The sequence below is a fragment of the Mycobacterium aquaticum genome (assembly GCF_002086485.1).
GTDB classification, from domain to species: Bacteria; Actinomycetota; Actinomycetes; order Mycobacteriales; family Mycobacteriaceae; genus Mycobacterium; species Mycobacterium aquaticum.
The window spans coordinates 164,036-176,802 of record NZ_MVHF01000006.1 but is presented as its reverse complement, the minus strand read 5'-3'; the positions used below and the strand labels follow the sequence as shown (position 1 = coordinate 176,802).

Below are 12,767 nucleotides of genomic sequence, written 5' to 3'. Positions count from 1 at the left end.
AGCGGATCGACCGTCGCTGCGTCGACTCCTTGTTGTGACATTACTCCTGAACCGGATAACCAGGCTGACAAAGTGGTAAACGTACGTTGCGGCAAATCTGGGTCCTCTCGCGTACGGTTCGGTCGTGACCTGGGCGTGGCGCGCGAAGACGATTGCAGCCCTCGTCGCCGCAGCGGGGGCCGGTTGGGTGCGGTCGCGGGTGTTCACCGTGGGCGTTTCCGGTCCGTCGATGGCGCCGACGTTGCGCGACGGCGACGCGCTCATGGTCTACCGGACGCGGCGGGTACGACCTGGGGACCTGGTGATCGCGCGGTTCGAGAGCCGACCCGATTTGCTCGTGGTCAAACGCGCCATCCGGCCCTACCGCGGCGGATGGTGGATCGAAGGTGACAACCCGCTCGTGGCCGACGACTCGCGAAAGTACGGTGAGGCTACGGTGACGGCCCGGGTCTTGTTCCGGTATTGGCGAGCGTCAGCGCAAGTGAGTGAGGCCACGTGAACGAGGCGAGGATCGCGGAACTGGCATCGTGGGCCCAGAGTCGTCTTGCCGATCTCGTCGATCAGGCGTATGCCGCAACGGTCGATCGCATCCCGCTGTACCGTACCCGAGATCTTGTTTCCGCCAACGAACTTCGCGAGTCCATCACGCAAAATCTGAGTTTCATCCTGACCGCGGTGGCGCACCCGGGCATGGATGTGGATCTCGCGGTGCCGACTGCGACAGGTCGCCGCCGGGCGCAGCAGGGTGTCCCGTTGCCGGAAGTGCTCCGCGCATACCGGATCACCTTCTCGACGTTGTGGGAAGCGTTGGTGGCGCGGGCCCAGCGCGCCGCCCACCAGCAGGACACCGCCGCCCTGCTGGCGGCTGCCAGCACCATCTGGCAGCTGACCGACGAACATGCGGTGGCCTTGACCGAGTCCTACCGCGCGACCACGGCCGAGTTGCTGATCGGGCGTCAACAACGCCGGTCGGCGCTGGTCGAGGCGTTGTTCACCGGTCACCCGAGCCCCGACGGCGGTCCGGCGGAGGCGGCCACCCTGCTGGATCTGCCGCCGGACGCGACGTATGTCGTAGTCGCCGCAGACACCACGGGTTTCGCTGAGGAGAGCCTTCCCGGGATCGAGCGCCGTCTCGCCGAACGTGGGGTGGCCTCGGCCTGGCGTCTGACACCGGCACTGCAACTGGGCGTGGTGGCCCTGCGAGTCGGTCAGGAGGCCGAGGCCATCGACGTGTTGCGCGGGGCCGCGAGTGCGCGCACCGGGGTGAGCCCCGAATTCCGCTCGTTGGCCGATACGCCACGTGCACTGCAGTTGGCCAGGTCGGCGCTGGCCATGCTGCCTGCGGGCGCCCGCGACGTGCAGGTGTTCAGCGCGAGCCCGCTGGAGGCTCTCCTCGCCCGAACGCCCGAGGAGGCGCGACGCCTGGTCCGGCTCGTTCTCGGGCCGGTGCTGGAACTGCCGCACGATGACCGCACCGTGTTGCTCGACACGCTCATCACCTACGTCGAGAACGAGGGCTCGGCCGAATCGACGGCGAAACTTCTGCACTGCCACCCGAACACCATCCGGTACCGGCTGCGCCGGTTGCACGAGCTCACCGGCCGCTCACTGCTGGACCCGCAGGGTGTCGCGCAACTGGCGACCGCCGCGTACGCATTGAGATTGATTCCGGGGGAGGCGAATTCGAGTGGTGCTCAGTCCTGATCGGGGAGTGGGCCGGTGGTTCGGTCCTTGACGATGAGCGCGACGATCACCGCGGCTGCGACGCCGATGATGGTGTCGATGCCACGGTAGGCCAGCAGCTCGAGCGGCGCGGCGGGTTGGGCCAGGTCGGTCATCAGCATGATCAACGGGGTGAAGAAGCCCAGCGCCACCGCGTGGTGATGGGTCATGAACAGTTCGGTCGGGAACAGCAGCGCCATCACGCAGATCGCCAGCACGTACTCGCTCGGCTGCGGGATGAGCAGGACGGCGGCCACGACGAGGCCGATGAATGTCCCGCCGAGGCGGTGGATGCCGCGACGAACACGCCTGCTGGCGTCCGCGGCGGCCAATGGACCGGCGGCCGCGGCCATCGCCCAGTTGGCGTGGTCGACGCCGAGGGTCAGGCCTGCGGTCCCGGCCGCAGCAATGGCGATCGCGTAGCGGCTCGCGTGCATCAGCACGTCGCGGCGGTCCGGCATGGGCGGGCGTGGCTGCCGCGGTCCGCTTGGGGCGTCGAGAACCCCCAGCAGGATGGACAGTAAAGCCGTTGCCGCACATATGAATATCGCGGACCCCGCCGACACGCGGCCGGCCGGGACGGTGGCCACCGCGCCGAGGGCGAACAGACCGTAGAACGGCCCCGCGGGTTTGAGTGCGAGATAGTCCGTCGCGACCGACCCCACGGCCGCAAACGCCACCGCGGCGAGGACCAGGACTGCCTGCACGATGTGAGAATTGCCCAACGCGACACCGATGGACACCCCGAGTATCAGGATCACGGCGCCCTGGATCTGGTGTGCGAGCCGGCGCTGCCGGGACTCCGTGCGGCCGTACATCCCGGTGATCGCCCCGAACACCGCGTAGATCATCAGGTCGGGGCGTCCGGCCGACAACAGCGCCACGCCGGGGATGGCCAAGCCGAGGGCCACGCGCAGCGCGGGGCGGTGATCGCCCATCGGCGGAGTCATGGCGATGCGCACCTGCGTGTACACCCTCACGGCGCGCATGTGTTCACTCCGATCGATCAAAAGGTCTGCCAGACAACAAGATGAGGCTGCCGCACTGCGATGTCGCCGTCAAAGCGGAAGTTTCGAATCAGTGATCGGCGACGCCTATCACCACAGCGTGCGGGCCGTTGATCGGCGGCGCCTATCACGCGGTCGGAGGCAAGTCTTGGACGCACCAGGGGGCGGGGGGACAGGCTTGAACCATCCGAGATTCCGCACCGAAGGAGTGACCATGACGAATTTGTTGCCCGGCCTGCCCGCCGGCCGGTACGGGTGATCCGGCGGTGGCGGATTCGAGATGGCCCGCTGGAGAAGAACATCCGTGGACGTTCGACTCGCTCTGCACGCAACTTTCTGGGCTGATCCGTGATTCCGCCACTGCGCCGGGGCCACAGCAGGCCCTGCCGGTCGACGTGGCAGAGACGGATGAGGCGTATGTGATCGAGATCGAGCTGCCCGGAATCACCACGAGCGACGTCCGTGTCGACGTCGTGGGCAACGAGATTCGGGTCCGCGGCGACGTTCCGCGTCGCGATTCCGCCGGGAAACTGCGCTATCACACCCGACGTGAGGGCCACTTCGACAATCAAGTCGCGTTGCCCAGTGATGTCGACGCCTTCCGGACCGCTGCCACGCTGCGCGACGGTGTTCTCACCGTGCGTGCACCGAAGGCTGCCGATGACGGGGTGCTGGGGACAGAACCGGTGGCCGTACCCGTGACCGGTCCGCTATGAGGACCACGGTCCATTCCAAAAATGTTGTGAATTCCACGATCTGGCGATGCGATGATCGATCGCAGATCGCCCTTCCATCAACCCACCATGGTTAGGAGCTTTTCTGATGAGTGATTTCGACGATTTCTTCGATGACGTGTTCCAGCGGTTCTTCGGCCCGGGGGCACGGTCGCGGCCGCCAGTGCAGCAGGTCGACCTGGGGCGGCTCCTGACCGACAGCGCCAAGCAGCTCGTCGGCGCGGCCCGCGACGCCGCGGTGGAATGGGGCAACCCGGAGATCACCGCAGAACATCTGCTCTATGCCGCGGCCACCAATGAACCGACCCGCGACGCCATCGCCGGTCTGCAGCTGGATCCCGATCAGGTGGCCGAGCAGATGAAGGCCGCGGCCGGGTCCGGCGACGGCTCGGGCGGCACTCCCACCTTGAGCCCGGCAGCCAAGCGTGCCCTGCGCGTGGCCCAGCAGCACGCGGCACAGGCCGGGCAGAGCTACGTCGGCCCCGAGGACATCCTGCTCGGGATCGCGGCGACGCCCGACACTCCGGCGACCAAGGCGCTGGCCGCGGCACCCAGTCTGCGGGCTGCGTCGTCGGGCAAGCAGCAGCCCGCCAGCGACACCCCGACCCTCGACGAGTACGCGCGCGACGTGACCGCCGATGCGCGGGCCGGCAAGCTCGACCCGGTCGTCGGACGTGCCGACGAGATCGAGCAGACCGTCGAGATCCTGTCCCGGCGGCGCAAGAACAATCCCGTGCTCATCGGTGACCCGGGCGTCGGCAAGACCGCGATCGTTGAGGGCCTGGCGCAGCGCATCGTCAACGGTGACGTGCCCAAGACGCTGGCCGACCGGCGCGTCGTCGCGCTCGATGTCGGGTCGCTGGTCGCGGGCAGCAAGTACCGCGGCGAGTTCGAGGAGCGGCTGACCAAGATCCTCGATGAGGTACGTGACCACTCCGACGAGCTGGTGGTGTTCATCGACGAGCTGCACACCATCGTCGGTGCCGGCTCGACCGGTGAGGGTTCGATGGATGCGGGCAACCTGCTCAAGCCGGCCCTGGCCCGCGGTGATCTCAACGCCATCGGCGCCACCACCATCGACGAATACCGCCGCTACATCGAGAAGGACGCCGCCCTGGAGCGCAGGTTCCAGCCCGTCATGGTGTCCGAGCCCTCGGTCGACGACACCATCGAGATCCTGCGCGGGCTGGCCGATGTGTACGAGGAGCACCACCAGGTGCACTTCAGCGACGAGTCGCTGGTGGCCGCGGCCGAACTGTCGGACCGCTACATCACCGACCGGTTCCTGCCCGACAAGGCGATCGACCTGATGGACCAGGCCGGGGCCCGGGTACGGCTGCGCACCAAGACGCCCAGTGCCGATGCGAAGAGCCTCGAAGAACAGCTGGCCCGGCTCAACCGCGAGAAGGACGCCGCGGTGGCCGCCGAGGACTTCGAAAAGGCCAACGAGCTGAAGAAGGAGATTGCACAGCAGATCGAGAACTCCAAGGAGCAGGTCGGCGAGATCCAGGCCGGGGCCGAACCCGAGGTCGGTGTCGTCGACATCGCCGAGGTGGTGTCGCGGCAGACCGGCATCCCGGTCACTGAGCTGACCGCCGAGGAACGCGACAAGTTGATGGCGCTCGAGGATGTGCTGCACAACCGGGTCGTCGGGCAGGAGGATGCGGTGAGTGCCGTTGCCGAGGCCGTGCGACGCTCACGCGCCGGGCTGGCCGACCCGAACCGGCCGATCGGCTCGTTCCTGTTCCTCGGCCCCACCGGCGTCGGCAAGACCGAGCTGGCCAAGGCGTTGGCCGAGGCGGTGTTCGGTGACGAGAGCCGGATGATCCGCTTCGATATGAGTGAGTTCCAGGAGAAGCACACGGTGTCGCGGCTGGTGGGCTCCCCGCCCGGCTATGTGGGTTACGAGGATGCCGGTCAGCTCACGGACAAGGTTCGGCGCCAACCGTATTCGGTGATCTTGTTCGACGAGATCGAGAAGGCGCACCCGGATGTGTTCAACGTGCTGCTGCAGCTGCTCGACGACGGCCGGGTCACCGACGCGCAGGGCCGCACAGTGGATTTCAAGAACACCATCGTGATCTTGACGAGCAACATCGGATCGGATCTGATCCTCGACGCGCCCGACGGCGACGTCGAGAAGATCACGCCCCAGCTCATGGAGTTGCTGGGCACCCGGTTCCGGCCGGAGTTCCTCAACCGGATCGACGAGACCATCGTCTTCCACCGACTCGACAAGGCGCAGCTGCGGCAGATCATCGGGCTCATCCTCGATGGCACGCGACGGTTGCTGCACGCGCAGGACATCGAGCTCGACGTGACCACCGCGGCCGAGGACTGGCTGGCCGAACAAGGCTTCGATCCCAAGTTCGGGGCCCGGCCGCTGCGCCGGACGGTGCAGCGTCAGCTGGACAACAAGCTGTCCGGGCTCCTGCTGAAAGGCACTGTGCGCTCGGGCGATACGGTCCGGGTCGATGCCGACGCGACCGGTCTGGTGATCGAGACGGTCAGCCCCGAGGGGGCCGAGGGCACGGCCGACACCAACGGTGATGCCGCGGCGTCCGGGGACGGTCAGGTGGCGGAGAAGAAGGCCGCCAAGAAGACCTCGAAGAAGACGCAGGCCACGAAAGAGTAGAGGGATTCAGATCGATGAGCCGGCCTTCGCGTACTAGCCTCGGACCCATGGCAGGACCGAAGTTCTTTCTGGAGTGGCCCGTGCTGCGGCAGTTGCGCTCCGGCGACCTGTTGGGGCGCGGGCCCGCGGTGACCTCCGCGCGTACGCGCGCGGTCGAGCCGCGCACGTCGACAGCCGACCGCGTGGTGCAGTCCGTGTGCCCGTACTGCGCGGTGGGCTGCGGCCAACGGGTCTACGTCAAGGACGAGAAGGTCGTGCAGATCGAAGGCGATCCCGATTCGCCGATCTCGCGGGGCAGGCTCTGCCCGAAAGGTTCGGCCAGCGAGCAGTTGGTCAACGCGCCGGGACGGCAGACCCGGGTGCTCTACCGGGCACCCCGGGCCACGGAATGGCAGCATCTCGACCGCGACACCGCGATCGAGATGATCGCCGACCGCTTCCTCGAGTCCCGTCGCAACTCGTGGCAGGACGTCGACGACCAGGGCCGTAAGTTGCGCCGCAACATGGGCATCGCCTCATTGGGTGGCGCCACCCTGGACAACGAAGAGAACTATCTGATCAAGAAGCTCTTCACCGCCGCGGGCGCCATACAGATCGAGAACCAAGCGCGTATTTGACACAGCGCCACGGTTCCCGGTCTGGGAGCCTCCTTCGGTCGCGGTGGCGCGACGCAGTCATTACAGGACATGGCCAATGCCGATTGCATCGTCCTTCAGGGCGGCAACATGGCCGAGGCGCATCCGGTGGGCTTCCAGTGGGTGTCCGAGGCAAAGGCTCGCGGGGCGCGCATCATCCATGTCGACCCGCGGTTCACCCGCACCGGCGCGGTCGCCGACCGGCACATCCCCATCCGGGCCGGTTCCGACGTGGTCCTGCTGGGCGGTCTGATCAACTACGTGATCACCCACGACCTGTGGTTCAAGGAATACGTCGTCGCATACACCAACGCCGCGACGCTGGTCAACGAGGACTTCCGCGATACCGAGGACCTGCACGGGCTGTTCTCCGGATTCGACCCGGCCACAGGGCAATACGATCCGTCGACCTGGGCGTACGCGACTGCCGAGGGCGGGACCATCGAGGCGGCAGGAGGGTCGGAGCACGGCGCGAGCGCGGCGGGCCGTGCAGCGGCCGACACGCTCGGCAGCGGCGGCCCGGCGCTCCAGCATGCGGACGTGGTGCGGGACGAAACCCTGCAGCATCCGCGCACGGTGTTCCAGATCCTCAAGCGGCACTACTCCCGGTACACCCCGGAGATGGTGCGGGACATGTGCGGTATCGATCTCGAGGATTTCGAGTACCTGGCGCGGTCGGTGACCGAGAACTCGGGGCGTGAGCGCACGACGTGCTTCGCGTATGCCACCGGGTGGACCCAGCACACGTTCGGTGCCCAGTTCATCCGGACCGCGGCGATCCTTCAGTTGCTGCTGGGCAACGTCGGCCGTCCCGGTGGCGGCATCATGGCGCTGCGCGGCCACGCCAGCATCCAGGGATCCACCGACATCCCGACGTTGTTCAACCTGTTGCCGGGGTATCTGCCGATGCCCAAGGCGGGCCATCAGGACACGTTGGCGGACTACCTGCGCACCGTGCATTCCAAAGAGGAGAAGGGGTACTGGGCCAACGCCGACACCTACCTGGTCAGCCTGTTGAAGGCATGGTGGGGTGATGCGGCGACCGCCGAGAATGACTGGGCCTACGACTATCTGCCGCGGCTGACCGGTCCGCACGGTACGTACCAGACCGTGATGGGCATGCTCGCCGACGAGGTCGAGGGTTACTTCATCCTGGGCCAGAACCCGGCCGTCGGCTCCTCCAACGGGCGGATGCAGCGCCTCGGGATGTCGCACCTGAAGTGGCTCGTGGTCCGCGACTTCGCGATGATCGAGTCGGCGACGTTCTGGAAGGATTCGCCCGAGATCGCTTCGGGTGAACTGCGCACCGAGGACATCGAGACCGAGGTGTTCTTCATGCCCGCCGCGACGCATGTGGAAAAGGCCGGATCCTTCACGCAGACCCAGCGATTGGTCCAGTGGCGTCATCAGGCCCTTCAGCCTCCGGGCGAGTGCCAGAGCGAACTGGACTTCTTCTACAAGCTGGGGCAACGGATCCGCGCCAAGTTGGCAGATTCGACCGATGAGCGTGACCGCCCGCTGCTCGATCTGACGTGGGACTATCCCACCGACGAACACGGTGAACCCGATCCGGAGGCGGTGCTGGCCGAGATCAACGGGCGGCACCTGAGCGGACCTGATGCCGGTAAGCCGATTTCGAGCTATGCCGAGCTGCGGGCGGACGGGTCCACCATCTCCGGCTGTTGGATCTACGCCGGTGTGTACGCCGAAGGGGTCAACCACGCCGCAGACCGCGTGCCCGGTGGTGGGCCCGGACCCGTTGCGGCGCAATGGGGTTGGGCCTGGCCGGCCAACCGTCGCATCCTGTACAACCGGGCCTCGGCCGACCCGGACGGCAAGCCGTGGAGTGAACGCAAGCGTTACGTGTGGTGGGACGAGCAACAGGGCCGGTGGGTCGGCGACGACATCCCCGACTTCCCGCCCGAGCTGCACCCGCACGCGCGGCCGGGGCCAGGAACCTTCGGACCAGAGGGGCTTGCGGGCGATGATCCATTCGTCATGCAGGCCGATGGGAAGGGCTGGCTGTACGCGCCGGCGGGCCTGGTCGACGGACCCCTGCCGACGCACTACGAGCCGTTCGAGTCGCCGGTCGCCAATGCGCTCTACCCCCAGCAGCAGAGCCCCACGCGGGTGGTCATCGCGCGCGAAGACAACCTGGGAGCGCCGAGCGCGGGAGAACCGGGCGCAGATGTCTACCCGTACGTGTTCACCACCTACCGGCTCACCGAGCACCACACCGCGGGAGGTATGAGCCGCTGGTTGCCGTACCTGTCGGAGCTGCAACCCGAGATGTTCTGCGAGGTGTCACCCGAACTGGCCGCCGAACGAGGTCTTGAGCCCTATGGCTGGGCGACGCTGATCTCACCACGCGCGGCGATCGAGGCCCGCGTGCTGGTCACCGAGCGGATGACACCGCTGTCGATCGGTGGCCGCACGGTGCACCAGATCGGTCTGCCGTACCACTGGGGTGTGGGCAACGACGCGGTGGTCAGCGGTGACGCGGCCAACGACCTGGTCGGCTTGTCGCTGGATCCCAACACGCAGATCCAGGGTTCGAAGGCCGGCAGCTGCGACATCATCGCCGGGCGACGTCCCACCGGTGCGGCGTTGCTGCAGTTGGTCCGCGACTACCAGATCCGGGCCGGTACCACGGTCGAGACCGACAGTGGGCGCATCACCGACCCGGCACAGGAGATCGTCTACCCCGATCCCGGGCAGGATGATCCGCAGCGGGAGGGGTACACGCCGCTATGACCGCGACGCTGACAGTGAGGAGGGATTGATGGGGCAACTCTCCGGACCGACCGACCCCACGGCAGACGTGCACTGGGATCTACCCAAGCCGCGCAAGGGCTTCTTCACCGACACGTCGATCTGTATCGGCTGCAAGGCATGCGAGGTGGCCTGCAAGGAGTGGAACCGCAACCCGCGCGACGGGGACCTCGAGCTGCTCGGTTCGTCCTACGACAACACCGGGTCGTTGGGTGCCAGCACATGGCGGCACGTTGCCTTCGTCGAACAGAGCCGTGAGCGCATCGAGGAGGCCCGCGAATCCGGGCGCGAGTTGGTCAGCCTCGGGCTGCCGGGCATCGGCGCGCCTGCCGAGGCCCGCCCCGACACCTCGCCGCCCGATACCCCGGAATTCCGCTGGCTGATGGCCTCGGATGTGTGCAAGCACTGCACGCACGCCGGCTGCCTCGATGTGTGTCCCACGGGCGCGCTGTTCCGCACCGAATTCGGCACGGTCGTCGTGCAGGACGACGTCTGCAACGGGTGCGGAACGTGTGTGGCCGGTTGCCCCTTCGGTGTGGTGGAACGTCGCAGCGACGGCACCGCGGCGCCGACCACCCGCACCGGGGAACGCAAGGGTGAGCAACCCGAGGTGCCCAGACGCGGAGTCGCCCAGAAGTGCACGCTGTGCTACGACCGGCTGGTCGACGACCAGACTCCGGCGTGCGCGAAGACCTGCCCGACGACATCGATCAAGTTCGGTGACCATGACGACCTGGTCGTCGAGGCCCGCGAACGCGTCGCCCAGCTGCACGCACAGGGAATGACCGAGGCGCGCCTCTACGGTGCCAACGAATTGGATGGCGTCGGCGGCACGGGGGCGGTGTTCCTGCTACTCGACGAGCCCGAGGTCTACGGACTGCCGCCCGATCCGCGGGTATGCACAGCCGATCTGATGACCATGTACAAGCGGGCCGGCATCGCGGCGTTGGGAATGGTTGCGGCTGCGGCAGTTTCGTTCCTCAAAGGTAGGCCATGAGCGAATTCGACAGCTATCGACCGCCGGAGCCGGCCCGTCGCCGACGCGGCGGCGGTAAGCGCCGCAAGCGGACCGGCATCGACACCGGAGGCGACGGCGCGCGTGAGATGACGTTGGTGCCCGAGGCCGAATTCACGTCGTACTACGGCCGTCCGGTGGTCAAACCGCCGCCGTGGGGCCATGAAGTCGCGGCGTATCTGTTCCTCGGCGGCATCGCCGGAGGATCAGGTCTGCTCGGGCTCGGGGCGCAGCTGACCGGGCGGCCGAAGTTGCGCCGTAACGCCCGGCTCGGTGCGCTGGGTGCCGTTGGTCTGGGCGGCGTGGCACTGGTCGCCGATCTGGGTCGGCCGGACCGCTTCTACAACATGCTGCGCACCTTCAAGATCACCTCGCCGATGAGCGTCGGGTCGTGGATCCTCTCGGCGTTCAGCGGTGGCATCGGCGTCGCGGCGGTGGCCGAAGTCGATCGAATGACGGGGGAGCGGCTGCCGCTCGGGCCGCTGCGCAAGCTGCTGCACGGCGTCGAGGGAATCGCCGGCCTCGAAGCAGGGGTATTTGCCGCGCCGCTGGCCGTCTACACCGCAGTCCTGTTGTCCGACACCGCAAATCCGACCTGGAACGCCGCGCACCGCGACCTGCCGTTCGTGTTCGTCAGCTCCGCGAGCCTGGCCTCGGCCGGCCTGGCGATGGTCACCACGCCGGTGGCCGAGACCGGCCCGGCGCGCACGCTTGCCGCGCTCGGCGTGGTCGGTGACATCACGGCCATGAAGTTCATGGAACGGCGCATGGATCCGGTCGCGGCCGAACCGCTGCATCACGGCGGCGCCGGGGAGATGCTGCGGTGGGCCGAGCGCTTCGCCGTCGCCGGTGGTCTCGGTGCGGTGATCGGCGGGCGTAACCGCGTCGTCGCTGCAGTTTCCGGCCTGGCATTGATGGCGGCCTCGGCGTTGACCCGGTTCGGTGTCTTCGAGGCGGGCATCCACTCCGCCAAGGATCCGCGCTACACCATCGAACCGCAGAAGCACCGGCTGGCCGCGCGGCGCGCAGCAGGCATTACCGACGACTCGATAACCACGGCAGGCTGAACCCGGTACGGTGGCGAGCGCTGTGCCTGGCCCGCCTACGTACCGAGGTTGTCTGTGGATTCTGCGCTGTGTTCTGCCCTTGACGAAGTCGTCGGCAACGTCATCGAGCCCGCGGCGCCGGCTGTCGACGCCGGCGGGAACTTCCCGCGCGAGTCGGTCGACGCGCTGGCGAAGGCGGGCTTTCTCGGCCTGCTGAGTGCACCCGAGTTCGGGGGTGCCGGCGGCACCCTCGGGGACGCGGCCGAGGTGGTGCGCGCCGTCGCTTCGGTCTGCGGTTCGACGGCGATGGTGCTCACCATGCATTACGCCGCGGTCAGCGTTCTCGAACGCTTCGCTGACGACGACACCCGGACCGCGATCGCCGCCGGACGCCACCTGAGCACCCTGGCATTCTCCGAAGTCGGCTCCCGCAGCCACTTTTGGGCACCGGTCGGCACTGCGACGCACGGTGACGGCGACACCGTGCTGCTGGACTCCCGCAAGAGTTGGGTCACCTCGGCCGGTCATGCCGACAGCTATGTGTGGTCGAGCCATCCACTCGCCGCCGAAGGCCCGATGACGCTGTGGCACGTACCTGCCGCGACCGAAGGGCTCGCGGTTACCGGGTCGTTCGACGGGTTGGGTTTGCGTGGCAATTCGTCGGCACCGATGACGGCGGACGGTCTCGTGATTCCCACGTCGTCGATGCTCGGCGGCGACGGCCAGGGCCTCGACTTGGCGCTCGAGTCGGCACTGCCGACGTTCCTGGTGCTCAACGCGGCGTTCTCGGTCGGGCTGATGCGGGCGCTGATCACCGCCGCGGGCACGCATCTGGCGGGCAGTCGTCTCGAGCATCTCGATCAGAGCTTGGCCGAACAGCCCGAGCAACGTCGCGCCTACGCGCGGCTGCTGACGCTCGTGGACGGAGCCGCGCTGTTCCTCGACGACACGCTCGGCGCCTTGGCGGCAGGGCGCGCTGATGCGATGTTGCGCGTCTTGCAGGTGAAAGCTGTTGCCGCCGAAGCTGCTTCGGAGGTCGCCGATGGGGTGATGCGATTGTGTGGTGGTTCGGCGTTCCGGAAGGAGCAGGGAATCGAACGCCGGTTCCGTGATTCGCTGGCGGCCCGGGTCATGGCACCCACCACCGAGGCCCTGCACGATTTCGTCGGCCGCGCCGCGTTCGGCCAACCACTACTGTGAG

The 12,767-nt window shown here is 67.5% G+C and carries 9 protein-coding genes; 8 read left to right on the top strand and 1 reads right to left on the bottom strand.

The annotated features are described in order from the left end of the window. The first annotated feature begins 124 nt into the window (after positions 1-124). Positions 125-499 (top strand): S24 family peptidase, encoded by a 375-nt coding sequence (locus BST13_RS09070; protein ID WP_245839463.1) that lies wholly within the window; start codon positions 125-127, stop codon positions 497-499. Beyond that, positions 496-1,704 (top strand): PucR family transcriptional regulator, encoded by a 1,209-nt coding sequence (locus BST13_RS09065; RefSeq protein ID WP_083162778.1) that lies wholly within the window; start codon positions 496-498, stop codon positions 1,702-1,704. Before BST13_RS09070 ends, BST13_RS09065 begins: the two co-directional genes overlap by 4 nt. Here BST13_RS09065 and BST13_RS09060 read toward each other — a convergent pair. Next, positions 1,695-2,711, bottom strand: a complete 1,017-nt coding sequence (locus BST13_RS09060; protein WP_083162776.1) for an FUSC family protein — start codon at positions 2,709-2,711, stop codon at positions 1,695-1,697. The two genes, BST13_RS09065 and BST13_RS09060, sit on opposite strands and share 10 nt — an antisense overlap. Before the next feature lie 284 nt (positions 2,712-2,995). On the opposite strand from BST13_RS09060, the gene BST13_RS09055 reads away from it, so the two are divergent. From BST13_RS09055 to BST13_RS09025, 6 genes are all read left to right on the top strand, one after another. Further along, entirely contained in the window at positions 2,996-3,445 is a 450-nt protein-coding gene (locus BST13_RS09055; protein WP_158087131.1) for an Hsp20/alpha crystallin family protein, read from the top strand. Between the two features lie 106 nt (positions 3,446-3,551). Continuing rightward, entirely contained in the window at positions 3,552-6,098 is a 2,547-nt protein-coding gene (locus BST13_RS09050) for an ATP-dependent Clp protease ATP-binding subunit (RefSeq protein WP_083162772.1), read from the top strand. 47 nt (positions 6,099-6,145) lie between these two features. Further along, entirely contained in the window at positions 6,146-9,487 is a 3,342-nt protein-coding gene (gene fdh / locus BST13_RS09040) for a formate dehydrogenase (RefSeq protein ID WP_211296049.1), read from the top strand. A gap of 28 nt (positions 9,488-9,515) precedes the next feature. Continuing rightward, the gene (locus BST13_RS09035; RefSeq protein WP_083162768.1) at positions 9,516-10,502 is read left to right on the top strand and encodes a 4Fe-4S dicluster domain-containing protein; all 987 of its coding nucleotides are present in this window, start codon (positions 9,516-9,518) and stop codon (positions 10,500-10,502) included. Further along, the gene (gene nrfD, locus BST13_RS09030; protein WP_083162766.1) at positions 10,499-11,587 is read left to right on the top strand and encodes an NrfD/PsrC family molybdoenzyme membrane anchor subunit; all 1,089 of its coding nucleotides are present in this window, start codon (positions 10,499-10,501) and stop codon (positions 11,585-11,587) included. The genes BST13_RS09035 and nrfD overlap by 4 nt, the downstream gene beginning before the upstream one ends. Before the next feature lie 54 nt (positions 11,588-11,641). Continuing rightward, on the top strand, positions 11,642-12,766 hold the full coding sequence (locus tag BST13_RS09025) for an acyl-CoA dehydrogenase family protein (RefSeq protein ID WP_245839461.1): 1,125 nt from the start codon (positions 11,642-11,644) through the stop codon (positions 12,764-12,766). The last annotated feature ends 1 nt before the right edge of the window (position 12,767 follow it).